General features: G+C 42.4%; 28 protein-coding genes. 14 read left to right on the forward strand and 14 right to left on the reverse strand.

Translation table 11 applies throughout. The features are described 5' to 3' along the window. Positions 1-7 precede the first annotated feature (7 nt). The 10 genes from P0M28_RS30595 (at position 8) to P0M28_RS30640 (ending at position 9,982) form a co-directional block, all read left to right on the forward strand. Positions 8-202 carry a hypothetical protein gene (locus P0M28_RS30595; RefSeq protein WP_302211124.1) on the forward strand — a complete coding sequence of 65 codons (195 nt, stop codon included), beginning with the start codon at positions 8-10 and terminating at the stop codon, positions 200-202. A gap of 74 nt (positions 203-276) precedes the next feature. Beyond that, a complete protein-coding gene (locus P0M28_RS30600; RefSeq protein WP_302211125.1) occupies positions 277-594 on the forward strand; it encodes a hypothetical protein in 318 nt (105 codons plus the stop codon). 603 nt (positions 595-1,197) lie between these two features. Continuing rightward, positions 1,198-2,748, forward strand: a complete 1,551-nt coding sequence (locus P0M28_RS30605) for a hypothetical protein (protein WP_302211126.1) — start codon at positions 1,198-1,200, stop codon at positions 2,746-2,748. Positions 2,749-2,752: 4 nt separating this feature from the next. Beyond that, positions 2,753-3,337, forward strand: a complete 585-nt coding sequence (locus P0M28_RS30610) for a hypothetical protein (RefSeq protein WP_302211127.1) — start codon at positions 2,753-2,755, stop codon at positions 3,335-3,337. Between the two features lie 757 nt (positions 3,338-4,094). After that, a complete protein-coding gene (locus P0M28_RS30615) occupies positions 4,095-5,876 on the forward strand; it encodes a hypothetical protein (RefSeq protein WP_302211128.1) in 1,782 nt (593 codons plus the stop codon). 520 nt (positions 5,877-6,396) lie between these two features. Further along, the gene (locus P0M28_RS30620) at positions 6,397-6,738 is read left to right on the forward strand and encodes a hypothetical protein (RefSeq protein WP_302211129.1); all 342 of its coding nucleotides are present in this window, start codon (positions 6,397-6,399) and stop codon (positions 6,736-6,738) included. Positions 6,739-6,808: 70 nt separating this feature from the next. Next, positions 6,809-7,225, forward strand: a complete 417-nt coding sequence (locus tag P0M28_RS30625; protein WP_302211130.1) for a hypothetical protein — start codon at positions 6,809-6,811, stop codon at positions 7,223-7,225. Between the two features lie 2 nt (positions 7,226-7,227). Then, positions 7,228-8,220 carry a site-specific integrase gene (locus P0M28_RS30630; RefSeq protein WP_302211131.1) on the forward strand — a complete coding sequence of 331 codons (993 nt, stop codon included), beginning with the start codon at positions 7,228-7,230 and terminating at the stop codon, positions 8,218-8,220. 14 nt (positions 8,221-8,234) lie between these two features. Further along, positions 8,235-8,900 carry a hypothetical protein gene (locus tag P0M28_RS30635; RefSeq protein WP_302211132.1) on the forward strand — a complete coding sequence of 222 codons (666 nt, stop codon included), beginning with the start codon at positions 8,235-8,237 and terminating at the stop codon, positions 8,898-8,900. 233 nt (positions 8,901-9,133) lie between these two features. Next, entirely contained in the window at positions 9,134-9,982 is an 849-nt protein-coding gene (locus tag P0M28_RS30640; protein WP_302211004.1) for a DUF932 domain-containing protein, read from the forward strand. A gap of 461 nt (positions 9,983-10,443) precedes the next feature. Here P0M28_RS30640 and P0M28_RS30645 read toward each other — a convergent pair whose 3' ends face one another. The 14 genes from P0M28_RS30645 to P0M28_RS30710 all read right to left on the reverse strand — a co-directional run bounded on the left by P0M28_RS30645 (position 10,444) and on the right by P0M28_RS30710 (position 21,240). Continuing rightward, positions 10,444-10,620, reverse strand: a complete 177-nt coding sequence (locus P0M28_RS30645) for a Tn3 family transposase (RefSeq protein WP_302211005.1) — start codon at positions 10,618-10,620, stop codon at positions 10,444-10,446. 159 nt (positions 10,621-10,779) lie between these two features. Continuing rightward, on the reverse strand, positions 10,780-11,265 hold the full coding sequence (locus tag P0M28_RS30650) for a hypothetical protein (RefSeq protein ID WP_302211006.1): 486 nt from the start codon (positions 11,263-11,265) through the stop codon (positions 10,780-10,782). Then, positions 11,266-11,505 carry a hypothetical protein gene (locus P0M28_RS30655; protein ID WP_302211007.1) on the reverse strand — a complete coding sequence of 80 codons (240 nt, stop codon included), beginning with the start codon at positions 11,503-11,505 and terminating at the stop codon, positions 11,266-11,268. A 79-nt stretch (positions 11,506-11,584) separates the two neighbouring features. Next, positions 11,585-12,298, reverse strand: coding sequence for a Crp/Fnr family transcriptional regulator (locus tag P0M28_RS30660; RefSeq protein WP_302211008.1), 714 nt, complete (start codon positions 12,296-12,298; stop codon positions 11,585-11,587). Between the two features lie 13 nt (positions 12,299-12,311). Further along, positions 12,312-13,079: an ABC transporter permease subunit gene (locus tag P0M28_RS30665; protein WP_302211009.1), complete on the reverse strand. Its 768-nt coding sequence runs from the start codon at positions 13,077-13,079 to the stop codon at positions 12,312-12,314. After that, positions 13,051-13,788, reverse strand: a complete 738-nt coding sequence (locus tag P0M28_RS30670; protein ID WP_302211010.1) for an ABC transporter ATP-binding protein — start codon at positions 13,786-13,788, stop codon at positions 13,051-13,053. Before P0M28_RS30670 ends, P0M28_RS30665 begins: the two co-directional genes overlap by 29 nt. Beyond that, positions 13,775-15,028: a nitrous oxide reductase family maturation protein NosD gene (gene nosD / locus P0M28_RS30675; RefSeq protein ID WP_302211011.1), complete on the reverse strand. Its 1,254-nt coding sequence runs from the start codon at positions 15,026-15,028 to the stop codon at positions 13,775-13,777. Before nosD ends, P0M28_RS30670 begins: the two co-directional genes overlap by 14 nt. Before the next feature lies 1 nt (position 15,029). Then, on the reverse strand, positions 15,030-15,440 hold the full coding sequence (locus P0M28_RS30680; RefSeq protein WP_302211012.1) for a hypothetical protein: 411 nt from the start codon (positions 15,438-15,440) through the stop codon (positions 15,030-15,032). Between the two features lie 16 nt (positions 15,441-15,456). Beyond that, positions 15,457-16,083, reverse strand: a complete 627-nt coding sequence (locus P0M28_RS30685; RefSeq protein WP_302211013.1) for a hypothetical protein — start codon at positions 16,081-16,083, stop codon at positions 15,457-15,459. A gap of 76 nt (positions 16,084-16,159) precedes the next feature. After that, positions 16,160-18,184: a Sec-dependent nitrous-oxide reductase gene (nosZ, locus tag P0M28_RS30690; RefSeq protein WP_302211014.1), complete on the reverse strand. Its 2,025-nt coding sequence runs from the start codon at positions 18,182-18,184 to the stop codon at positions 16,160-16,162. A gap of 7 nt (positions 18,185-18,191) precedes the next feature. Continuing rightward, complete coding sequence (locus P0M28_RS30695; RefSeq protein ID WP_302211015.1) at positions 18,192-18,692, reverse strand: c-type cytochrome; 501 nt, start codon at positions 18,690-18,692, stop codon at positions 18,192-18,194. 84 nt (positions 18,693-18,776) lie between these two features. Beyond that, a complete protein-coding gene (locus P0M28_RS30700) occupies positions 18,777-20,048 on the reverse strand; it encodes a hypothetical protein (protein WP_302211016.1) in 1,272 nt (423 codons plus the stop codon). After that, entirely contained in the window at positions 20,045-20,767 is a 723-nt protein-coding gene (ric, locus tag P0M28_RS30705) for an iron-sulfur cluster repair di-iron protein (RefSeq protein ID WP_302211017.1), read from the reverse strand. The genes P0M28_RS30700 and ric overlap by 4 nt, the downstream gene beginning before the upstream one ends. A gap of 44 nt (positions 20,768-20,811) precedes the next feature. Beyond that, positions 20,812-21,240: an RrF2 family transcriptional regulator gene (locus P0M28_RS30710; protein ID WP_302211018.1), complete on the reverse strand. Its 429-nt coding sequence runs from the start codon at positions 21,238-21,240 to the stop codon at positions 20,812-20,814. Between the two features lie 85 nt (positions 21,241-21,325). On the opposite strand from P0M28_RS30710, the gene P0M28_RS30715 reads away from it, so the two are divergent. From P0M28_RS30715 to P0M28_RS30730, 4 genes are all read left to right on the forward strand, one after another. Continuing rightward, on the forward strand, positions 21,326-21,946 hold the full coding sequence (locus tag P0M28_RS30715) for a hypothetical protein (protein ID WP_302211019.1): 621 nt from the start codon (positions 21,326-21,328) through the stop codon (positions 21,944-21,946). A 438-nt stretch (positions 21,947-22,384) separates the two neighbouring features. Beyond that, entirely contained in the window at positions 22,385-22,768 is a 384-nt protein-coding gene (locus P0M28_RS30720; RefSeq protein WP_302211020.1) for a group III truncated hemoglobin, read from the forward strand. Continuing rightward, complete coding sequence (locus P0M28_RS30725) at positions 22,765-23,106, forward strand: cupin domain-containing protein (protein ID WP_302211021.1); 342 nt, start codon at positions 22,765-22,767, stop codon at positions 23,104-23,106. The genes P0M28_RS30720 and P0M28_RS30725 overlap by 4 nt, the downstream gene beginning before the upstream one ends. 12 nt (positions 23,107-23,118) lie before the next feature. Next, positions 23,119-23,895 carry a class I SAM-dependent methyltransferase gene (locus P0M28_RS30730; RefSeq protein ID WP_302211022.1) on the forward strand — a complete coding sequence of 259 codons (777 nt, stop codon included), beginning with the start codon at positions 23,119-23,121 and terminating at the stop codon, positions 23,893-23,895. Positions 23,896-24,058 lie beyond the last annotated feature (163 nt).

Genomic DNA, 24,058 nt, shown 5'->3' on the forward strand with positions numbered 1-24,058 from the left:
AAAAAATATGAACTCACCTGAGTGGCTTAATTCAAAATTTATTAATAAAGCGGCGGTAGCACGGGCTGTACTGGGTGAAAATCCCCAGTCAAAGAATGATTTTTACAATAAAATGGCGAATCGCGGAGGAAAAAAATTCTCTAAGGAACAGCTAAATAAAATTGACGAAGTAAGAAAAAAAATAATAGAAGAGCTTTTATAGTAATCTTTTGATTACTATATTAGTAATGAAGATAGCGATGTACGTTATCGTTTTTACCCTTCTTTACTTCGACTATGAATTCACTTGAGATTGACTTTCAACAGCGGATCGACCGTTTTGCATTAGTTTATGCTGCGCTTAGAGAAGCCATGAAATACGCCTGGGATTCTCGGGAAGATGGCATTGATAATCCGTATCATAAGGCCAAAGCACTGCGGAGCTTTTACTGTGAGTTACCTGCCCAGCATATGGGGGCTTTTGAGTTTTTTTATAAGTACTCTCATTTCTCAGAAAGAACGATGTTGCTTACCGCGCATGACGTGCTTGATTTAGATTTTACTCAGTTTAATGAAAAGCATCGAGTCATTAAAACGTTGGAGTATATTGGCTAGCTAGTCCCTCTTCGGGTTGCCCATCGTAGGGCAGCTTACCTTTTCTCCTTATTGTCTCTCTGTGTTTAAGTTATTTCAGGGGTAGGTTTACACTTTAGCTATGCACGCTATCAATCATACGCTACATAGCTCACTGCTACTGGGATGGAAAAGGGCGGGTGTTACCCCAATTATGGTAAGTTATTCTGTAAATTGAAGTCAAACCCTCGTTGATCCTGGAACCGGTCCGATTTACGGATCAATGAAGTTGAGTTCACCTGGAATAGAGAACAGGGGACTTTTCATACTCCGGTATGGGAAAGGCTTAACCTTGATGTTCTTTCGCTAGTACACTTAAATATTCAATCAATACGCCTTTTTGGCTAGGCAAAGCGGACTTTGCTATCTGAGTAGTCAAGATAGATACTAGTGATAGAGGAGCAGTATGGTTGGTGATTATGCTTGATATGTTATAGTGAGTGCACAATTTGTTGCAATGAAAAGGTTTATCACTACCAATACAAACTAATGAATATTTATATAATTATGCATATATAAAAATGATCATATTTGCTGAATTATAATATTGTTTATACATTGTTGGGGCAACATAGTAATACAAGGATGCAATCTAAGACTTTAAGTCGCGCGTTTCTTTTGCTTTTACTTAAATCGAGTATACTTTTCGCTGCTCCATCTGTTTCATTGAGTTCAGCTATTAAAGAATCAATAACTATTGGCGAGAATGATACTTTGTTAGTTCAAGAACCTATATCAAGATGGAGTAAACTTAGAATGAAAGATGGTTCAGTGATTTTACTAACAGGTATCTCTTCTTGGAATGTCGAAATTGATCGTGCAGAAATAGGTATAGGATGTCAAATTTTTGGAGTTGGGGAGCCTGGTGAAAATAGAACTCGAGCTCTAGATGGATCACAAGGGCCAGAATGTGGAAATGGCGTTCCTGGTCATAATGGTGAGCATGGTGGCAACGGTGGAGATGGGGTTAACATAAAGATGGTTTTAAATATTGTTCAGATAGGTAGCTTGAATATTGATGTGAGTGGAGGAGACGGCGGTGATGGTGGAGACGGTGGACATGGCGGACCCGGTGGGAATGCAGATGTTTCGAAGAATTGCAGAGGTGGCTTAGGTGGTGAAGGTGGGAATGGCGGAAACGGTGGGAGAGGTGGAAAAGGCGGCAATGTCGAGATATACTATTCAGCTGCTGGAGAGGGTAGTAATGATCCAAATTTTGGCGATAATGGTATTAAGAACTCAATAAACATAGAGAATAAAGCTGGGGAAATTGGAATACCTGGTCGTGCAGGGGCTGGTGGACCAGGTGGTAAGCCTGCTAGAAATAAAATCGGCTTTGCGTACATTAGTAAAGGTGGTGGAAGCGGTGGCTCTAGAGGCGACACTGGCATGGTACCCACGAGTAATATTGATGGTGAAACAAAAGTGATTCGGGTTGGTGACTTTGATTGTTTGGCTGATCAGGTAGGAAAAAGTAGAGCAATTCTGATTGGAAATTCTACGAATGACTCAACTGCAAAATTTAGGGAGCAAATTATTGAACTATACAATGTACTTAAAAGTAAGAACTATCAATTTAGTACTATTGATACTATTTTCGACATATCTACTAATGATTTTCATCGATTAGTAGAGGATATACAGAAAGAAGCAGAGACTGAAGACAGTTATTTTATCTACATTACAGGTCATGGGTACAAAAGTGATGATTTTGTGGGTATAAAATCACCTATTGGTAAAATCTATCTAGATGAACTATATTTTATCTTCAATAAACTGAAAGTTGATAAAATATTGTTATGCCTTAACGTTTGTCATGCGGGTAAGATTTTTGATAATCCTTTTCTTACCAGCAGTACCCCACAATTCTCTAACGCTAAGCAACCGATTGAAGTCTGTAATCATAGGGCCTATACCGTGATCACTAGTGGGTATGATGACGCAATGGTACCTGTAAAAGACTTTACTGATCAGTTTATATTAAATCTGAGAAGGATGAAAGAATTTACCTTTACCTCGGAACAACTTTTCTCTTCTATGATTAGAGATTGGGGAAATAGCGATCAATATCCGATGCTTGGAAAAAATTACGATTACAGTTTAGGTGATTTCATATTCTTTAAATCTAGCCAATAAGTCAATGTTTAGAAATATCTTCTTAATTTTTTTCTTATCTATCTTGGTAACACCCTGTTATTCTCAAGATACTTCGGAGATTGATCTTAGTAAAATTAAGAAATTTACTAAGAGATTTAATAAGCGTAAATTTCTTGAGAGTATTGAGAAAAAGCGAGAAACTGTAGAGTCTGTTGTTAGAAGGTTGCAAAGACTTCCAGAAGATTATGATTTCTCAGTTTTTGAATCTGATTCTAGTATGATTGCTAATTACCAGTCTGTAAAGGAAGCATTCAATTCTACTCTAGATACAATGGCGACGGACATAAATTCTGTCAAAACAATTTTCGGATTTACATTTTTTGATGCAAGTAAAAAATATGAAGATCAGTTAAGCGATGCCGAAAAGAAAGCGAACAACTTTATTGAGCAAGGGGAGGAGGAATTAAAAGGTAAAGTAGCTGGTGGTTTACTAGATTTGATTAAATGGGTTGTGGAGATATGGCCTTTGATAAAAAACCTTAATGATACCTATTTGGAACATGTTAAACCAATTATGGTAGAAAGAATTGAGCAGGAAAAGTTTAAGAACTGGGCTGAGATAATATAAAGAAGCAGTAGCTGAAAGTTACATAAGGACGATATGTAAATGAACATATGGTGTAGATCTATTTCAGGGAATGACTTAATGTTTTGTAACTAAAATTATGTTAAATAAATTGAGCTTGAACTCATGTTCATGAAATTTTTTAGTGTTTGTTAGTTACATATTCCGATTCCATCTTACTAAAGGGAAGTATGATGTTTCAATAGCATAAGAATAGAGTTGGGCTTTAAGTTCTCTACTTGAAAATCCTTATAAAACTCGTCTGGGTGCCAGCCACCGCTTATGCAGAGACACTTAAATTCCTGATTCCAAATAAAATTTCTTATTCTGTAACATTTTTGACATTGCATTTTTAGGTTGGCTCGCTTAAATTCAACAAACCCTAAAATACAATGGTAAAAGAATTTACCGTCCTTGATTACACTTATCTTCCTTGGCTACACTAATCTCTATAGTGGAAGCGAAATTTCAATTATGCACCACCTACCTTATCAGTCACTCAATTATCAAACGCCAGTAGTATATGCCTTGTCAAATAATGAAATTATATTTTACGAATGTTGTCTTTTCGTTTTGTCTTTCATTAGTAGTTTCTGTTACCGCTTGTAAAGTATTGAAAACGACAGAGAATTCGAGAGTAAATTCAGAAAACTCGAATTATATCCACAAGATTGAACCGATTGAACAATCCATCCTGAACGTTTTGGACAGTGAGCTGAATCAGTTAACCCTCTTACATATTCAAGATAATTCTAGTTTTTTGGCCAAATCAATTCAGCTAATTGATTACCTAAATAAAATTCCCGTTTACCAGTTAGACCCTTTTGTTGAACTGATCCAGTCAAAGATTGAAATTTATGGAGTTAATCCATACAGGTCAGTTTTATACGATTTAGTAATCAGATACAATAGGATAAAAACGGTTCAATCAAAAAATATCATTGAAAACCTAGCAAGCCAATATTACAAATATCCTGTAGAAATAGATTCTGTTTCTGAGATTGTCCTTAAGGACACGGATTTCATTGGTGTTTACGATAAAAATATTAGCGTGCTATCAGGAGAACTAATTTTTAGTCCTGTAGCCGAGCATTTCGATAATTTGAACATTTCTGAAAGTACAGATTTATTGGGATTGATTGAAAAAGCTTTTGATTTATCTCCATGTTCCTCACAAAGAGATGATTTTGATATCAATTCTAATCCTGATCGGAGTCCCTTAAGTATAAGGGAAGTAGTGAATACTTCCGCTAAGAACAAAATGAATAGTGAGGAATATTCACAAAGAGAATCCGCTTTATGCAAGATTATAGAAAATCTAAATGCAGGTTTTGGACGCGGTGGAACATGCCTTTTAGCAGCTTTATCAAAATATAACAACACGAACAATGACTTACATAAAGCAGTACGTGAATTGGAGGATTCGTTTTCTTGTATCTTGGCAAATAACACCGGCCAAAATACCTACCCAAGTGAGCTTGAGAAAAAATCCGATATTCAATGGAAAGTAGATTTGAAAAAAAATGGAGGGGTAAGTATAAGCGGAACATTTGATGAATGTGATTTTTATTGTAGCGACTCTGAAATATTATATGACGGGGAAGGTACTCCTGTTGGGGAGATAAGCACTACAACATACGGGGACTACTATCCGGGTACAAGCATACGCCACGTATACGAAAAAACAAACAATAGGACAGGTGAGAGCACAGAGGTTATCCTTCATGAGAATGGCGATTTTTATTATAGGGAAACATATGCAGATGGTTCGAAATACGTAGAGGTGAGAAAAATAAACGAAAAAACTGGTGCTGTCAAGCACTATCAAGGTCAATTTGATTCCACTGGCAGGCTTACGTATGCACGAGAAAAAGTCGGTAAGAACAAATATAAAGTATATGCAATCGTAGAGGTCGATGGAGAGGAGGAAACCTGGTCATGGTACGAAGATGAGGAAGGTAATCCCATTCCGGCTCCTCAGACGTCAGATGCAGATGAAAATAACCCGGCAGAAAACGATAACATACCTGAGGAATCTCCGAGGCCAGATCCATTTTCCTCGTCAGAAAATTGCCGCCCGTCAAGTTTGCCGAATGATGAGCCCTTTGGTAGGTTTCGCGATTTCACAATGCCCACTCCCGATTATTCGGGCGAGGATAGAGGTTACAGTGAATTACTGAATGATATTAATGAGTGCCTCGCCCCTAGTGATGCAATTACAAATCAAGCTAGTTGCGACTTATTAATTAGATGCCCTTATGATAATTGTGATTGCGCATTGACAGGTTCGCTAACTGACCTGGACAATAGTTTCTATAGTAATTGCGATGAATTAATAAGATGTCCGGAAGGATCTTTTTTAAATTCTGAATGCAATTGTGTAGAATATGGCTTGGTGGGTGGATTTGAACTGAGAAGAGATAACTTATCTATTCCTGCTATTGAGAAGTTCAGTGTAAATGGCCAAAATCAATTTAATTTTAGCTTTATTCAAAATCGCTTTGAGTCAATTCAAGATAGTTTACTAATTAGAGTGGAATAAAAGTTTCATCGTAATTAAGGCTTCGTCCATTACGAAAAGCATAACGCCCATTTATGCTGACGGAACCAATCTTTAAACCTAATACAACTCCAATCATGTTGGGATTAAATAACAAAAGTTTTTTAGCCCAATGGCGGATTTTACTCGATTGCTTGCCATACCTCTAATTGAACATAACCGAAGTTTCGATAGAAACTTTTCCCCAAACGACCCCTATATATTGAATTACGTTCAGTTCCACAAGCTAAGCTTTCCTAGTTTTATTGGTGGTCCAGCTATTTTAGGAAAGGATGAAGCGCCTACTCGTGTTGCGCAAGCATACGGCACATTATAAACAGAATCACTTCAGAGCGTTGGTGTTAATTTTTACCTTTATCAAAATAACTAGCGATAACATTTACTTATCAATAGTTATTTTTCGCTGAATACTTGTTCTTCGCCTCGAGCTTTCGTAGCTTATGAACACTTGAATTACGGGTCTCTCAATGACCGATCAGCCAACCACGATACTTATACTTATATGGATACTACGTTCTTTCTCCAAAACTTTGCCTGGTCAGGTAGCATTGAGCCTCACCAGCTAGATCGCCTTTCAGCGTTGCGCGAATCGCTACTGGCTGACGGACGGATCGGTCGACTAGCTGCTACCGAGGATTATCGGCTTGAACCTACTAACGCGGATCTTGATTTGTTACGGTCCGCCCAGCAGCGCTTGTTCTTTCGATTTCCATCCTTGAATTTTAAGCAGTCTTTACTATTAGTGAAGACTGTGCGAAACTATAATATTGAGGTTACGTGTGAGGATGCAATTCCCGAGGAATTTAAACGGAACCTGAAAGTAGCTCAAGGATTTTTTCATTAATCAAAATTTACCATTCAACAGGATAAGTAGATAGAGGCTTTATTATGCCCCATGTAACAACAGTGAGCTCATGAAACACCCTAGTCCTGAAGCCCGAAAAAATCAAGCCGAATTCTTGAGAAACTGCCCACCCGAGCAGCGAGCCTTCTTTGAGCAAAATTTCCGTGTGGGCAATGCTGCCTATCTATATCATCAGCAGGCTCTCATTCTGGAAGAGCCAACTGAAGAGGACTTCCAACATTGGTTAGAAGGGCTGCCCGAGAATATCCGGCGCAATAAAGAGGCTGAGGGTTTTGAAAAATGCCGAACCCACGTTCCTTTCACCCGGCACGTGATGGAAAGAAGGGATATCGGGATGGATGATTGGATGAAGAGGAACCTTTCGGATGAAGATTATAATTTCTGGCAGCAGAGCGGCCAAGGCAATGTGCCTGTTCCAATTTCCGATGAAAAGAAAGGTGCTACATCGAGTAATGAACCGAAGTAACCGTGAGTTCAACCGGCAAGAATAACGTACCTGATATCCCTGTCCGAATTTCTAAACCTTCTCCGGCAGTAACGGCCACGGCCGCGCGCTTTCTGCGAATTGGCATTGAAAAATCAGGGAATACCGTTCGTGCATACCAAGGGGATCTGAATTGTTACACACGCTGGTGCGAGAATCAGAGAGTTCCCCCTTTTCCAGCCACCGCCGACCAGGTAGTAAACTACATTAGTGATCTGGCGGATCGATATAAGGTGGCCACTCTCCAACGTCGGCTAGCTATGCTTTCGTCATTCCATGAACTTCAGGGAATGGAAAGCCCGACGTCTAGCAAACTGGTTCGAACGGCCATGGACGGGATAAAGCGCTCATTAGGTATCAAGCAGCATCAGGCCCCGGCGTTCACCCTGGAAACTTTCCAGAAAGTGCTGCTGTCTTTGGACGAGAGCGTGAACAGTCAGCTCAGAGATAAAGTTGTGCTGCTGCTAGGTTTTACCGGGGCGTTCAGACGCGGTGAATTGGTTGCTCTGAATGTGGATGACTTGAATTTTGATGAAGAAGGTATTCTCATCGATGTACGGCGTAGTAAAACGGATCAGTTGGCCGCTGGTCAACTGAAGGCAATCTTCTATGCTTCCCACCCAGGGCTCTGCCCGGTCCGGACTACCAAACGGTACCTACAACGGATTACTGAATGTGGGGCTATGCCCGATGAGCCGGGAGCCTCGCCCCTACTGCTCCGGATGCGTCGAGGAGATCGGTTCGGGCTTCAGCGGCTCACCGATCAGACGGTGAACCTGATTGTAGCTAAGCATTTCGGAAACCATTTCTCAGCTCATACCCTACGGGCTAGCTTTGTGACTGTATCAAAAAAGAATGGAGCTAGTAATTCGGAGATCATGGCGCAAACCCATCATAAGACCGAAGCCATGATTCGTAGGTATACTCGTTTTGAGGATGCCCGGAGCCATAATGCTGGGACAAAATTGGGATTGTAGTTTAAGATGAAATAATGATTCAGAAAAGTAAAATTAAAGCCACAGAAGTAATTGCAATTGTTGTAGCTCTAGCTGGAGTAGTCGTGGGAATCCTCACCTATCTAAATCAAGAGGGGAATAAAAAAGGTTCAGAAGAAGACCCAATCGTTGTTCGACACTTAGAATCTCGTAAAGATGATCAAAATTTTAAGATTACTAGAAACTCAATAGGTGGTGTTAAAGTGGGGATGGAATCCGAAGAAGCGAACGAATTATACAGAGGATATGAATTCAAATCAGATTATCATATGGGCGGCATTTTGACTACAATATCTAAAAACGACACGAGTATTGTTAACTGGTACGCAGATGATCAGGAAAAGATAACCTGGATATCAACCTACAATACAGATTTTGAGTTATTTAATGGATTGAAAGTCGGTGCGGATTTAGGAACCTATTTCTCTGTATATCAAAATGAACAGAGATTATTTTATGATTTTCACGATAATAAGTTTTTTCTTAAACCGTACGATATGAACTCTAAACTTAGAGTAACTTGGTTCTACGTTGATGTATTAGATGAAGAATATCTGTTTACCAATGTTAAGGATTATTTTGGCGAACTCTACTATGATGTTAGCAAACATGGTGTCCCTGAAGGATCAATCTCTGGAATATTGATGACCGTGGAAAAATGAGTCCAAATATTTTTTAATAATTGATTAACATAACTTTAACTATATCACAAAAATTCGAGCACAGAAACAGGGCTGCGCTGTACAAATATTAAGTGTCCAATCCGGAAAGGGCAACTAGAAGGAGAAGAAGCTTTTCCAGAACATGAGATTTTTATATCTGAAAATATTTCTAAGTAGAAATTTGCATAGCTGTAAACAAATTATGATATTGATTAGTAAATCATCCTTTTCTAATGAAAGATACCACACTGCAATATCACTCATCATTGGACGAAATTTGCTTTCCTGTTGACAAGCGGCCGGTGGCTGATTTATTTCCTGACTACGACTTTGCAGACGACCTTACCCATGCAGTTTATCGCACCGACGAAACAGCTACAAAAATTCTACAATTGTGCCCAGACAGCTACGAGCTGATCCCTAATGAAAAACTTCTCGCCCCCCTGGTTGAAGGGCTAGATCACCGATTTGGTAGTGAAGGCTATGAGGCATTAATTCGGAGCTACGATGACCGTAGATTTTATCTTTCATTTACGATCAAAGAAGAGTATTCAATCGCTAAAAAGGACAAACTACGCCCGCGTATTGAAATTCGGAATAGCTATGATGGCTCTATGCGCCAAACGGTTTCACTGTCCTTCTATCGATTGATTTGTAGTAATGGTATGATGGGCATGTCGGAAGTGATTGCCAGTAGCACTAAGCACCGTACTGGTGCCCAATTACCAGACTATGAATTAGTGTTTGATGAATTAGAGGATATATCCTACCGCGTTGAGCGTTTTAAGCGTATGACTGATCGTAGGGTTACTCCCGATGAGTTGGAAGAGATTACTGAAATTATACGAAAGCGTAAGCAGTTGAAGTATCCAGCTATCCTCGTTGACCAGGCCCCCATTATCGCGGAGAAAGAAGCAGCACAATTAGGCGTTCCTCTGAATAGCTGGTTAGTGTACAATGGTTTCAATCACGCGCTTTATCATTCTCGTGGAAAACTATTACCTGATGAGCGCGAACGAATTGATCGTAATGTGCTTAGAACAATGCAACAACATTGGAAGCTTCCTTCTAACATACAATAGCACCCTATCGGTAAACCCTACAGAATTTCATACGAATTGTTATTTTGAAAATTTTTCTACTTTTTAAAATTTCTAATTAGAAATTTTTGCAATTGCTATATATCCGTGACTCGCATAAATTGTGTATTCTGTAAAAATTATTAGTTGTCAATTTTTATATTTATAAATATTTCCAGTTAGAAATCCTTCTGTTCAGCCATTATATTTTGACCGCCGGATTGTGGTCATACGATTACTTGCCATACCCTGTAATGACTTGCTAGTTGTTGCTACTTTTTAGTAGCTTAACATATCGGCATTGCTGCTGCCAGATAGTCGGGAAATCACGCTGTGCTTCATTCGTGAAACTATCGAATAGACTTAGCCACTCATTCTGTGCCAGCTCACCCCTGATGCCGTATATAGGTAACTCCCATATTCGTGTGTTTTTTCACGCTAAGGATTTAATGACGATGCAACTGCTACGCCCTAATCCGATGCGGATCAATAATGTACTCACCGTAGAGAATAATATTCTCCCATCCAATTGGGCTGATATGTGTGATTAGTTCGTTATTTACTGTCAAACCGTCTTGCTGTTTAATGTCGATCAGAATACGGTTTATCTCTTTGGCCTGCCAGTAGATAATAGGGTTCATCTACATAAAGGGACGGAATTATCGGTAGAAATAGGCGGGTTTTTGTCACTCTGATAGAACATAGTTAATCGCCCCTCACTAATTATATGAAAAATAGGATTCGGACTGTCAACAGAGTCTATACTTAACTAGTGCTCACCCAAGAAGCTATATAAAGGCTTATTTTCCTGCGGTAATTAATCGAAATCTTTTAAATGATTTAAGGGGTTTTATCAACTGTACCAATGAATGGTGAGATTCTATGAGTAATACATTTTGATAGTCGTCCAACATCAATGATAGAATGGGAACATCCACAACTTGATCCATAATCCGGTATATAGCTAAATTGGCAAAATGAAGTCTCAAATATCTAACCCACATTTTCTCATCTCGACGGGATAACGGATAACAGCGCTCATCGATTAATAATAAGGTAGTAGGAATTGCTAAGCATAAATCAGCAATTTGCTTAATCCGCCGATGGGTATCCGGCTGCCCATCGTCTATCAGAAAAATATGCTCAATACGCTCTTCGCCCTCAGGTACTACCAGTGCTGGGCAAGCGAGATCATAGGGTAATTTGCTACCTGACTTTTTAATATACTTCTTGTAGTGGGTATTAGCTATAATCAGTAAGCTAGAAGACTGAGCTTCCTGCTTCATTTACTGGAAGCAGAAATTGGTACTACCATTTTGCGCTAGAGAAAAGTCATTGGCCAAATTGACAGATGGGAGGTGATGGTCGCTGAAATAAGCATCGAGAGGCGTAGATGGTAATCCCATCAAGTCTTCTACAGAAGAGCTACACACTAACTGATGCTGACCAGTACCAAAATAAAAAGTTGTAAGTGCTTCTACGGTTCCCGTCCGGTCCCGGCACCATACTATTCTTTTCCTGCTCATCGGTTAAAAAATTTGCTCTCGTTAAAAGTGGGAGTTTGAGCATTCAAAAAAAATGATAAAAGTCAGGTTACCCCTTTTGTTAGTAGAGGTTCGCTATACGAACTAGTCCGGCAGGGTCTTCAATACGTATCTTTCGTCCCTGGGTGGAGATCAATTGGTCGCTTTTAAACTCATTTAGCAGGCGAATGAGTGTTTCGGTCGCTGTACCTATAATATTTGCCAGATCGTCTCGAGTGAGATTAATTTCAATGCTACCGTTATCATGGGTATCCAAGCCGTAGGTGTCTTTAAGCTCGAGCAATGTAATTGCTAGGCGTTCTCGCACTGAACGTTGTGCCTGGTTCGTAATGTTCTCAGTCATCAGCCCGAGTTCTTGGCATACCTGCTTCATAATTTGCTGATTGAGCTGAGAGGATTCTTGCAGGGTCTGTAGAAATGTTGATTTGGGAAGAAAGCAGATAGTGCACTCTTCCAGTGTCTCGGCTGAAACTCCGTAGCTCTCTTCTGCCAGCAAGGCTTTGTAGCCTAACAACCCCCCGTTGCGTGCGATACTGATAATCTGCTCCTTTCCTTCGTAACCCAACTTATAGACTTTTACTTTACCCTGATTAATGCAAAAAACCCCCAAAGGTCGAGTGCCTTCATGGAATAAGATTTGCCCTTTCTTGTAAACGGTGCACGACTTCCCCTTAGAAATAGCCGTGAGTTGGTGGCTGCATAACGAACTGAACGATGAGGTCCCCAAGGAGCGACAAGTTTGATAAGCGATAGAAGGACGAAGCGGCTTTCTCATAACGTAATCACTTTCACATATCTTTTTGTAAAAACCGGCGGTGCACCAGATAATAAGGAATAGCAATCCAGAGCAATAGCGCTGCCAGTGAGACAATAACCCCTCGGAAGCTGCCAAAAAAATCACGAAATAAGGCTCCTGATAATCCTAAAAGTGCTGAAGCTTCGGTTTTCATAATGATCGTAATGCGAGCGATGTCTATGGGGTTGAAGAACGATAGCGTGAGTACGCCTGGCTCAATCGGGTACTCGCCCAAGTGGTACATAAAGAACAGTAGTAACCCATCGTATACGAAGGCAAAGAACGCCCACAGTAACAGGGCTAATCCCATGCCACGGGCTTTGTCAGATACAACAGTACTAATGAACAAGGCAATCGCTACAAAAACGAAGATGAGTAGCCCACCACTAAGTATAAGCAACAAACTCTCAGCAGCAGGATAGAATAATAGTAGCGGCAAGCCAATACTTAGCAGAAATCCAGCTACAAGAGCTCCGCATAATCCTAGATAAAAGCCCCCGAGGACCGTAGCTCGGGCGATGGGTTGCGCCAGCAGCAATACGATAAAATCCTGGGAGTTGTAAAAGTAGACCACAGCAAATACTAAGGCAATGAGTGGCAAAGCAAATAACGTTACCTGCATAATAATTAATAAAGCCTTTTCTGGCTGACTCTCCAGCATGAAGATACCCCAACCTACCGTGGCCAACAGCAGTACGTACCCCTGAATGAGCCGGTTCCGGAGTAGGTCACTAATGATGTATTGGCTTACTTTCTGCATCGGGTTGTTTTTGGGTTAAGAGCCGGACGATGATTTTATTAAGCTGGGTTTCGGAAGTCTGTTTCCGCAGGGTCTCCATCGATTCAAAAAACTGCACTTGGCCCTCCATTAAATAAATTATCTGGGTGGCAATGTCGTCCAAATCGTTAAGAATGTGGGAAGTAACCAGCACTAGCTTTCCGGTCTGCACACTACGGTTGATCTTACTCTTCAGGCACTCATTGGATGGCGGATCCAGGGCGGCGGTAGGTTCATCCAGAATGATGATGGGTGGATCAAATAAAAAGGCCAAAGCAGCACTTACCTGTTGCCGCATCCCCCCCGATAGCGAACCCAATGATTTGTGATGTATTTGCTCAATGCCAAATTCTTCGTACAGCTCATTATCGTAATTACTTACATCCGCTCGCAACTGCTTGATCATAGTGAATAAATCTGCTACCCGCAGATGCTCAGGAAAGCGGCTTAACTGGGGCATATAGCCGATGTCGCTGCGGTACTGATAGCCCGTTTGAGTGTTGTTCCCATTCACGGTAATTGTCCCCTCACCGGGTAGTACTAACCCTAAAATGGCTTTTATTAACGTGGTTTTACCCGACCCGTTCGGACCGATCATCGCTACGCATTGTCCGGTGCGGAGTTCTATCGATACCGAGCGAAGTACATGCTGCTGACCGTAGTTTTTACTTAGGTTTTCAATTTTGATCATAAGCATAGGGCTGCATCTGAGGGTACTGATCAGTCAAGGTTGCCGGGATGATTGTGGGGAAAATCCGCTCGCTAAACTCCAATAGACTCACAAAGAAGCTATGCAGCATCAGCGTCGCCGCCGGAATCTGGTCGGTAATGCGAGCGAACAGGTTCACTGGGCGGTAGGGTTCGTCGCCGGAGCCATCTCGGTTTAGGTCGTAGCCCACGTAGCCGCTCCAGTAGTTGCGCTCATAGTGGTTATTGTTGTTTTGGGAGTTGGTGACTACCTCAAAGGTATTAGCCAGGAAATTATTGGCGAGCACTTCATTGTCCAGACTGTTGCCCTTCATATCCAGAGCGGTACCGTTCAATGAGAACTGATTCTTCTTAATGATAATTCGGTTGGCACCTTCGGCCAGAATACCGATAGTATTTCGCACAAAGTAGTTGCCACTGATCTCTCCATCGCTGATTTCTTTTAGTAGTAAACCGTAGGAAGCCCCGCCCCAGTTATGGGAAAAGTGGTTATGCTGCATGCGTATTTCCCGGGAGAACATCACTGCCACTCCGGCTCCGTTTTCTCGGAATTCATTTGCTGAATACGCATCGTTGTTGGAAAACATAAAGTGCAAACCGTAGCGCAGGTTTCGGTAACTTTGATTATGGTGAATCTGGCTGTTATTCACAAACTCCAGATAAATACCATCGCGATGACCACTAAGCGTATTATGGGTAATCTCCAGATAATCGCCCTTCCAAACGTGAATCGCATTACCTGCCGAGGCTTCATCGTCGGCCTGATCTACAATATAATTATTCACTACCTGATAGTGGGTAGCGTATTCCAGATATACTCCAAAGAAACAGTTGATAATCTCGTTGTTACGGATACTACCGTAGTGGCCCTGACGTACCTTGATGGCGGCTAGTTCCTTTAAAAAGCTAACCCCTACATTCTGGAGTGTAAACCCTTCAATCACCACAGAATCGGCCATCACCACAAATAACTCAACCGCCTGATGCTTCGCATCGAGTTGGGGTTTTCCTTCGCCAATCAGGTGCAGCGGTTTATCAATGACGATAGAATGCTGCGCGTAAAGTCCAGGCCGTACCAGAACGGTATCATGAAGATTAGCTTCCCGGATTGCTTCCTGAATGATTTGGAATGACTCGTTTATTCCTACCACTAATGTTCGGGCATTAGCTGAAGGGATTAGCCAGGCGCTTAGCATAATTATCAGCACGATGCAGATTCTCATATCACTTCCGATTCTTCAATAACAAACGCACTTCGTTCCAGGAAAGTAGCTGGGTATTTGATGGCAAGTCTTGCGTAGTAGGACGGTAGAATGCTGCTAAGTTGGCTCCCATGGGGCTACGAAACTCCGGTGAAATAACAAACACCAGCGAATCCATTGGATATAACTGTTTCGGATTGTTATGAGCCACTGCTAGTAGCATTTGATACCGGGTAGATTCTTCAGCCAATTGATTCACGACACATTCAGTAGCATCGTACTTATAGATTCTCCCTTTGTCGGTAATCAGCTCCGCCCCAAACTTAGGATCGGCTATCGACATCTTGCAGTAGTGGCACTGGTCTTTCCCAAAGGCAATAGGTTCTGGTTCAGTCTGACAACTGGCAAGTAGCCCTACTATAATCCCTATCATCCACTTCTTGAGCAAATCAAACATGCACTTTCTCTTTACGGATACTTACCCAGGTGGCCAGTGCTGCTAGTAAAATAGATAGTGTCATGAAGATCGTACCCATACGCGGATAAGACTTCACGTAAAAGTTAAGCAAGTCTTTCTCGCCTATTAGCGGGGGCATATAGGTCATGCCGGGTACCTTAATCGGAGCGTTTGGGTCCAGATTATGACCGTAGTCGTACATCCAAAGATAAAAATCGTAGACCCCCAAAATGGCAAGCACCACCATGATAACCAACCAAGTGGCGTAACCCCAGGTTTTGTTCAGCAGCACCGTTCCTACTCCCAAAGCCATCATACCGTAGACGACGTAAGGGAAGTATACAAGTTCGGGAATAGAATCTGGCTCAATGTACTGCATCCCGATATAGTGGTTCAGAATATTAATGTTCTGAATGATACTATCAGTGCCATCATCTCCTGAAAAGCGGTCGATCCAAATATTGAGGCGTAAGCCACCGGGAAACTGAGCGGCCTCTAGCGTGATCTGCCATAAAGGGAATAAAAATAACCCCCCTAGCAGTATCACCCCCAGTAACATAAGCCACCGAGCGGCACCCCGTTGAGTAGTAATCCGCTGTGACTGGTTTAGTAAGTTCATAAATTGGGTGTAGAAAATGATGAAGAAACCCTTCTTACTTAGATAAAGAAGGGTTTCTCTCAAGAATTAGACGCTATTAATCATCAACCCGCTGGGCAAGTTGCTGTTCAGCTTGTTCTCGCATATTGGTGGCCGTGGTATTTTCATTGTTGAGTCCCCACTTCAGCGGCACATCCGAATTAGCTGGGGATACCCGTACGTAGCCCGACATCTCTTGGTGTAGCGCCGAGCAGAAATCAGTGCAGTAGAAAGCAAATACTCCTGGTTTGAAGGGCTTCCACTTTAGGGTGCGAGTCTGTCCGGGCATGACCAACAGCTCCGCATTAGTAGCCCCTTGTACCGCAAAACCGTGCGGTACATCCCAGTCCTGCTCCAGGTTCGTTATGTGGAAATACACTTCATCGTCCATCTTGATGCCTTCAATGTTATCGGGAGCCAGGTGACTACGAATAGCCGTCATATATACGTGTACCTCTTTACCTTCCCGCTCTACGCGGGCTTGTCCTTCCCCTTTCGCCGCTCGGGGGTGCCCATTATCTTCAATCCGGTAGAACTTCTTTACGTTAGGCACAATTTTCCCCGCCGAAATAGCCTGAGCGTAGTGTGGCTCGCCTTTGGTAGGGAAATCCAGCACCAGCTTCATTTTTTCGCCGCTAATATCAAACAACTGAGCACTGTGGGCTAATTCCGGCCCGGTAGGCAGATAACGGTCTTTGGTGATTTTGTTCATGGCTACCAGGTACTTTCCTTCCGGCTTGCGCGTTTCCCCTCCCGGAATCACCAGGTGACCGGGTGAATAAAAAGTAGATTGACGATCTAGCACTTCCAGACTTTCTACGTCCCACTTTACTACTTCCGAGGAGATAAAGAATGTCGTATAAGCGTTGCCTTTTCCGTCGAACTCAGTGTGCAGTGGACCTAAGCCGGGCTTCTGCAAAATGCCGTGCAAGCCCGACTCGTAGTTGATGATCGGAATGCCATTGATGTCTCCCGCGAAGTCTTCGCTCTCAATGGCGGCCATCAGCTTGTCAAACGAGTAAATAGACATGTCGGCGGATAGCTTACCGTTACCCACAATGAACTCTCCGGTAGGATCTACGTCGCAGCCATGAGGCGACTTAGGCACCGGAATGAAGTATACCATACCGGGACAATCCTGCGGGTTCAGGATAGTGGTTTCGGTTACTTCAGTAGAATTGACGATGCTGGTGCTCTCGTCCATCAGGTTATGATAAAAGGAAGTTTCCCGAGTTTGGCCTTTTCCCTGCTCTAGGTATTCTTCCGCTTTTTTCCAGTTCACAATGGCCAGCAGGTCTTTATCCTTCTGAGAAGCATTCACTTCCAGCAGCGTGTGTGCCTGCTCGGAGTTGTAGGTGGTCAGAAAGCTCCAGCCGTGGGATTTTCCTTTACCGTTTCGAGCTAAATCATAATTATAGCCGGGCATCTCGATTTGAAACGCTAGTTCCATATGCCCTTCTTCCGGGTCAACCGATACGTAGTTGATCAATCCCTTGAAGTTCTCCTGATAGGTATCAATGCCTACATCTTCTTGAGGAATAGGCACGCTAAAACGAGTACCCGAAACCAGATATTCCGAGTTTTCAGTAATAAAGGGTGCGCAGTGCAGTCCGGCTACATCCGGAATTTCCAGAATTTCTACCGTTTCAAAGGTTGTGAGGTCTACTCGGGCAATACGGGGGGTGTTGTTTCCATTGACAAACAGCCAGCGTCCGTCAAACTCGCCATCGGTTTGCGAGAGTTCAATGTGGTGAGAATCGTCCCAGGGTACTTCACCATAAGATGTATTGAACATCGCTTTGGTTTCTTCGCTGTAGCCGTAGCCGTTCTCCGGATACTTAGAAAATACCGGAATTTCCTTGAGCAAACGGCCTGAGGGTAACCCGTAGGCCGTCACTTGTCCGCTAAAGCCGCCCGACATAAAGGCGTAGAACTCGTCGTACTCACCGGGCGGCACGTAGGCCTGTTGGGCGGCATCGCCCTCTACAATGGTCTGGGTCGTTCGTTGGGAGCAGTCGGTCAGAAAGACAGCTCCCAGTACAAGAAGGAAAAATAAGGTAAGGAAAATAGTGTTTGTTTTCATGGTAGTATTAGATTTGGTTTGCTGCTTGATCTTTTTCGCCTACGGTCTCTACGTCGTTTTTACGCATGAACTCCAGCAGAGCGCGAGCATCGCCAATGGAGACTCCCTGGTTAGGCATTCGGGTTAAACATTCTTCTAATAATTTCTGGGCTTGTGGGTCTTCGGCCAGCATAACATCTACATTGGTGATCATATTCATGATCCACTCGGGGCGACGCTTATTAGTGACACCCGCCCAGCCGGGACCTACTACCCGCTGGTCGGTGAGCTTATGACAGGCTGAGCATTTCATTTCGTAAATGGCTTTGCCTGTGGTAATCATGCTTTCTTCCAGCGGGTCGGTAAGATTCACTTCTTTCACCTCTCCAATTCCTTTAGGGTCAGCTTTGGGTGGTTCAGCCTCTTGAGCAGTCGCAGCCGGTGATTGTGAGGCTGTTTCACCCCCCCCTCCGCAGGAAATAAGAAAGACAAAGGATAACCCGCCCAGGGCGATAAGTAATTGTTTCATAAGACTAGATTTTGAAGAATAGATAATTAAAATTGTTGAGTGATCAATGACATACATTGACATTGGTGTTAAGTATGATTTACATCACGAGCTGTCGAGCAAATTTGACCGGACAAAACCGACTAGAATAACGGTTAACGCAGCTGGAAACAAGGCAGTCACGCCAAACAGAATCTCGTAGTAGTAGGTTACAAACCCTTGCCGTAGCCATAGCAGCGTACCTTGACCAAATAATACCAGTTCAGATAAAATGAACGCTGCCAGAAGCAATAGCCAACCCGCTTGCGCCAGCGTATTCTGGGGTAGTAACCCGCTCTTAAGCAATAGGCTCACTCCGGTCAGGGTAATAGCCCCTAGTGTGATTAGATGGATAAAACCGATCACATAATTACGAATGGTGTAAGAAATCTCGGCCACAGCCGGTAGCGCCACGGCAGTTTGTACCGTTACTTTCAGTAGCAGGCAGAGCACTCCAAATAAGAATAGCATGTCCGTCCAGTCGTCGGGGCGTTTGAACGGATTAGCGGCGATAAACACGGGTCGCAAAATCAGATAAAAAGCCACTACTTGAAGTAACACTCCCAGCGTATTTAGGTAGAAAATAACCGAGAGTGGAGTGCTCCAGGTGACACTCAAGGCATATGTTAATAACAATGAGGCCTGTAGTAGCCAGAACCCGGTAGTGGAAACAGCCACAGATTTACCACTCCGTTTAATATGAAATAGCCACAATCCTACGATCGCGTAAGTAAGCCAACCGTTGAACTGGAAATGTAGAAAAAACTGGATACTAGCAAAGTACAGGGGATGCAGTTTTCCCAGTAGCGCACTTACTGGCCCAATAGCCCAGAGTCCTAGCGTGGATACCAACAGCCAGTAGATACTCCACCGGACAAAGCGCCTGTGCACTCCAGGAGGCTGAGCGGCTAAGTCTTGTAGAAAATAATAAGCAAATGCGTAGGCCGATAGCAGATGAACGGCTGAAAAGGAGATGCTGTAGAGACCATAGCCTTGGTAAAGAAAGAAAACGGCCATTCCAACCGCCGAAATCATATTCAACCCCAACAAGTAGCGATACTTGGTCAGCCACCGGGAATGCTGGAGTAGCAAAAACAGTAAAGCACCGCTTACTAGTGGATACGCCCAGCCCAATAATGCCACGTGCGAATGGGCGTGTAACAGATGCTTGTATTCCAAAAACGGTACTTCATTGACAAAGTAGTAGCGCATCAGGGTTCCAAATATCGCAGCCAGCCAGAAAAAGAAGACGGCTGATCCCATCCAGTGGCGTATAAAGCGAGCAGAAAAGCGTGGCTGGGTAGGTGTAGAGCGATATGGTTGGACGGTCTTAATCATTTAAAGGTGAAATCAGCAAAGAGTCGCTGAGCTTGGGGGAAAAGAATATTATTTTCCAGATGAATATGTCGGTGTAGATCAGCCTCAAATTCCTGCAATAGTGCGAACGTCACTTGGTAGGTCTGACAACCATCTTCCGGGGGAGTATAATGATTGCTCAACTGGGCAATCTTGCTGAATCGTTCTCCTTCCGTTTGATGCTCCGCTTCCATCATCCGGATTGGATTGTCAATTTCTCCAAAGTGCGGCCGGGCTAGTGGGTAGTTTTTTTCTTGTGACTCCACCATCGCCCGGATGTAAGGGAACAGAATAAGCTCCTCTTTCTTCAAATGCGCTAATAAATGCTCGCTGCCCTCAAAAAATAGGGTCTTTATCTCGTGTAGCTCGGGGTGTTGCTGTCCATGCCTCTTTACCAACTTTTCCAGGTAGGCTTTTAGGGCGGGTACTGTGGCTCGCAAGTAAGCATGGTGCTCATCCACAATAGTATCAATCAACTGGGGCAGTCCGAGCAGATGATCCTGATGAGCGTTGGGCAATTGCAGGGCTTCTTCTAATTCGCTTACCAATATTTCAGGAGCCAGTTGCTGGCTTTGGCAAGCTTCTTCCAAGGTAACTCTCCCTCGGCAACAGAAATCGATACCATACGCAGTGAGCACCTGAGCAGTACGGTAGTTTTTGGCAACGATGTCTCCTACGTTGGTTTGCAATAGCGATTCCATAATTAAAGATTTAAAGACCTTTATATCTTCAATTGCTTAAAATTTTACACTTTTAAATAGTAGTGCCCAAGCAATAAGCCCTCTTTCACTTCATCAATCGTGGTTGAAATAAGCACTCCCGCCAGGTGATCACGAACCGCCTTAAACTTATCGTGTACGGGGCAGGGGCAGCTCTCCGAGCACTCAGCTAATCCTAATACGCATTTAGTGAAAATTCCTTCACCATCAATAGCAATGATGATTTCATGCAAGGTAATAGCCCGGTGGTTAGGTAGCTGAAATCCGCCGCTAGGGCCTCGTAGTGACCGGATCAACCCTTGGCGAGTTAGTCGCTGCAATACCTTAGCAGTAAATGCTTCCGGACCATCAATTTCTTGTACGATCTCGCGGAGTCCAATCCAGCGCCCCTGCTGTTGATCGGTCGCCAGATAGATCATAATTTTTAACGCTATTTCACCAGCTCGGGAAAACATATCACATCAAATTTAGTAGAGGAATAATTAAAGACAAATTAATCCGAAATTATTTTTTTTAGTAAATTACTTCTTTGTACAGTATATGGAGCTTATACCCGAAGGATCTTATTTCGATGATTTAAATAATCAAGGGTTGTCCGATAGAGAAAGGGACTTCTTTGAAATAATCGCACATGTATTTAATACTATTGAATTTACTAATCTTGAATTGGTGAAGGCTTTGGATTCTAATACGCCGAATGTATCCGAGGTTGCAATGAGCAGAGTATGGAGCTTAATTGACAGCTATTATCGTCTTTATAAGCTACTTACTAAAGCCCCTAGAATAAAGAAAAAAGCCCCTTTTGTTCAAAAATTCGTTAGAAAACTAGCGGATGTTGAGGCTATACGAAATTTTCATCAGCATATAGATAATGAAACAGATACACTTTACAATAACAATCTACCTGTTCTGGGTCATATATCTTGGGCTAAAATTTTAGATGAAGGTAAGCGTATTCAAATACATGTCATGATACCATGCTCATTAAAAGATGATATGTTGACCACGGGTGTAAATCCATTGGGTCTAGTAGCAAGAAATAAGATCGACTTTATAACCTACTTTATCAACGATCTGTCAATTAACCTTGCCGATCTTGCATATGCCTCATTTGACTTCATAAGGGAGCTAGAGAAGTTTTTAGCCGAGGGAGATGAGTAAATGGATTTCGGGATCGTCCTGTAACGCAAGCTTAGTTCACAGAACATAGGCAGTGACCGACTTTTAATAGACAACTACTTAGCCCTTATTTTACCGGGCGTCTTCCACCTTTTTAACGGGGTGGGCAGGGCCGCCCAGGCAAACTATTCCAAGAAAGATTAAGTCCCTAGATACTCAGGTATTCTTGTCCGGTAGTTGAAATAAGCTGATTAAAGTAATATTAAAAGATGATATTTATCATCCTCTGATTAACTTAACAGCCGTAATTTTGAATTATTCTAAATAATGTCCCTCATGAGGCTATCGACTAACATGTACCAGCCCTAATGCAGTACCACGACTGAAGTGGTTTGAATGTGAAAGGTTCTGTTCAAATGTTTACAAACTAATCCATTCGCTTGAAAGGGTCATATAACCCGGTAACCGACTTGAAAATCTATGCAAAATAGCAAACAGGACATAAGCACCGAAAAGGATATTGAACTGATGGTGGATTCATTTTATGCCAAAGTGAACCATGATCAGCTACTATCCTTTGTATTCAATGATTTTTCAAAAGTAGATTGGAACAAGCACCTACCCAAGATGTACCGATTTTGGAATACGCTAATTCTTAATAAACAATCGTACAAAGGCAATCCCTTTGCGGCTCACGTGCCTCTGCTGGTAGACAAAACGCATTTTGATCGTTGGGTGCAGCTTTTTGAAGAAAATATGGATGAGCTTTTTGCAGGTGATGTAGCGGAACAAACCAAATTAAGAGCAAGGTCAATCGCTCATATCTTTCAGAGTAAATTAGAACATATAAATCAAGAAAAATGAAAACAGCTAACCTGTATCAAGACATCCGATACGACGAAAGCAAACCTATTGCTTCTGTCTTGTTTGAAACCGATTTTACCAAGGAAATCCGAATTGCTATGCAACACGGAACTGTAATGAAAGAACATAAAACTTCTTTTCCCATAGTGGTAGAAGTGCTGGAAGGTAGTATTGATTTTGGCATGCAGCAACAGACCAAACACTTAGTAAAAGGAGACCTAATTGCGTTGGAAGGCAACGTACCCCACGATTTACAAGCCACTGAAAACAGTATTATTCGGCTTACTTTGACCAAGTACGACAATGCTAAACGGGTAAAGCAAGTTACTGAGAGCTAAATATTCCAGAAAATGGGAAACAAAACAATTGATACCAAACAGGGACATTGGATACTGGCTAAGATGGGCAAAAAGGTACTGCGTCCCGGAGGAAAAGAACTTACCCAAAAACTCGTTCAGAACCTGAAAATAAATCCAGAAGACGACATTGTAGAGTTTGCCCCAGGGCTGGGATTTACGGCTTCCATTGCCCTAGAGTCCAACCCTAAAACCTATACGGGTATTGAACTCAATGAAGAAGCCGCCAGTATTCTTCGCAAGACCATAAAGGGGAAAAACCGAAAGATAATCATAGGCAATGCGGCAAATTCTACCTTGAGCGACAGTACGTACAACAAAGTATATGGCGAGGCGATGCTCACCATGCAAGCTGACCATAGGAAATCGGAGATTATTAAAGAAGCCTATCGAATTCTTAAAACAGAAGGTTTGTACGGTGTACACGAACTAGGACTACAGCCTGATGATATTTCGGAAGAAAAGAAAGCGGAAATACAGCGAGCATTGGCCCAAGTAATTAAAGTAAATGCTAGACCGTTGACTGTAACCGAATGGCGTAATCTTCTGGAAAAAGAAGGCTTCAACGTTATCAAAACCGAAACCAGTCCCATGCACCTGCTTGAACCCCAAAGGATGATTGATGATGAAGGTTTTTTCAGAACAGTAAAAATAGCATTCAATATTCTTACCCATCCTCAGGAAAGGAAACGCATTTTAGCGATGCGGAAAGTATTCAGCAAGTACCAAAACCATTTAAATGCGATAAGTATAGTTGTTGAAAAGAAATGATCTGTACCTAATTGACGATCAGTATGTTTGAACAAGGCTCTTCCGCGCAGAGTCTGGTTTGACTTTTAAAAAACCGAGAGTCCGGTTTGGGTTGTGAACTGCTCTAAAAACTTCATATAGGTAACTCCCATATTCGTGTGTTTTTTCACGCTAAGGATTTAAT

This window comes from Tunicatimonas pelagia, assembly GCF_030506325.1.
Classification (GTDB): Bacteria; Bacteroidota; Bacteroidia; order Cytophagales; family Cyclobacteriaceae; genus Tunicatimonas; species Tunicatimonas pelagia.

Coding starts and splice junctions, on each gene's coding strand:
- P0M28_RS30595 (WP_302211124.1), top strand. CDS start 8: ATGAACTCACCTGAGTGGCTTAATTCAAAATTTATTAATAAAGCGGCG.
- P0M28_RS30600 (WP_302211125.1), top strand. CDS start 277: ATGAATTCACTTGAGATTGACTTTCAACAGCGGATCGACCGTTTTGCA.
- P0M28_RS30605 (WP_302211126.1), top strand. CDS start 1,198: ATGCAATCTAAGACTTTAAGTCGCGCGTTTCTTTTGCTTTTACTTAAA.
- P0M28_RS30610 (WP_302211127.1), top strand. CDS start 2,753: ATGTTTAGAAATATCTTCTTAATTTTTTTCTTATCTATCTTGGTAACA.
- P0M28_RS30620 (WP_302211129.1), top strand. CDS start 6,397: ATGGATACTACGTTCTTTCTCCAAAACTTTGCCTGGTCAGGTAGCATT.
- P0M28_RS30625 (WP_302211130.1), top strand. CDS start 6,809: ATGAAACACCCTAGTCCTGAAGCCCGAAAAAATCAAGCCGAATTCTTG.
- P0M28_RS30635 (WP_302211132.1), top strand. CDS start 8,235: ATGATTCAGAAAAGTAAAATTAAAGCCACAGAAGTAATTGCAATTGTT.
- P0M28_RS30640 (WP_302211004.1), top strand. CDS start 9,134: ATGAAAGATACCACACTGCAATATCACTCATCATTGGACGAAATTTGC.
- P0M28_RS30645 (WP_302211005.1), bottom strand. CDS start 10,620: ATGAACCCTATTATCTACTGGCAGGCCAAAGAGATAAACCGTATTCTG.
- P0M28_RS30650 (WP_302211006.1), bottom strand. CDS start 11,265: ATGAAGCAGGAAGCTCAGTCTTCTAGCTTACTGATTATAGCTAATACC.
- P0M28_RS30655 (WP_302211007.1), bottom strand. CDS start 11,505: ATGAGCAGGAAAAGAATAGTATGGTGCCGGGACCGGACGGGAACCGTA.
- P0M28_RS30660 (WP_302211008.1), bottom strand. CDS start 12,298: ATGAGAAAGCCGCTTCGTCCTTCTATCGCTTATCAAACTTGTCGCTCC.
- P0M28_RS30665 (WP_302211009.1), bottom strand. CDS start 13,079: ATGCAGAAAGTAAGCCAATACATCATTAGTGACCTACTCCGGAACCGG.
- P0M28_RS30670 (WP_302211010.1), bottom strand. CDS start 13,788: ATGATCAAAATTGAAAACCTAAGTAAAAACTACGGTCAGCAGCATGTA.
- nosD (WP_302211011.1), bottom strand. CDS start 15,028: ATGAGAATCTGCATCGTGCTGATAATTATGCTAAGCGCCTGGCTAATC.
- P0M28_RS30680 (WP_302211012.1), bottom strand. CDS start 15,440: ATGATAGGGATTATAGTAGGGCTACTTGCCAGTTGTCAGACTGAACCA.
- P0M28_RS30685 (WP_302211013.1), bottom strand. CDS start 16,083: ATGAACTTACTAAACCAGTCACAGCGGATTACTACTCAACGGGGTGCC.
- nosZ (WP_302211014.1), bottom strand. CDS start 18,184: ATGAAAACAAACACTATTTTCCTTACCTTATTTTTCCTTCTTGTACTG.
- P0M28_RS30695 (WP_302211015.1), bottom strand. CDS start 18,692: ATGAAACAATTACTTATCGCCCTGGGCGGGTTATCCTTTGTCTTTCTT.
- P0M28_RS30700 (WP_302211016.1), bottom strand. CDS start 20,048: ATGATTAAGACCGTCCAACCATATCGCTCTACACCTACCCAGCCACGC.
- ric (WP_302211017.1), bottom strand. CDS start 20,767: ATGGAATCGCTATTGCAAACCAACGTAGGAGACATCGTTGCCAAAAAC.
- P0M28_RS30710 (WP_302211018.1), bottom strand. CDS start 21,240: ATGTTTTCCCGAGCTGGTGAAATAGCGTTAAAAATTATGATCTATCTG.
- P0M28_RS30715 (WP_302211019.1), top strand. CDS start 21,326: ATGGAGCTTATACCCGAAGGATCTTATTTCGATGATTTAAATAATCAA.
- P0M28_RS30720 (WP_302211020.1), top strand. CDS start 22,385: ATGCAAAATAGCAAACAGGACATAAGCACCGAAAAGGATATTGAACTG.
- P0M28_RS30725 (WP_302211021.1), top strand. CDS start 22,765: ATGAAAACAGCTAACCTGTATCAAGACATCCGATACGACGAAAGCAAA.
- P0M28_RS30730 (WP_302211022.1), top strand. CDS start 23,119: ATGGGAAACAAAACAATTGATACCAAACAGGGACATTGGATACTGGCT.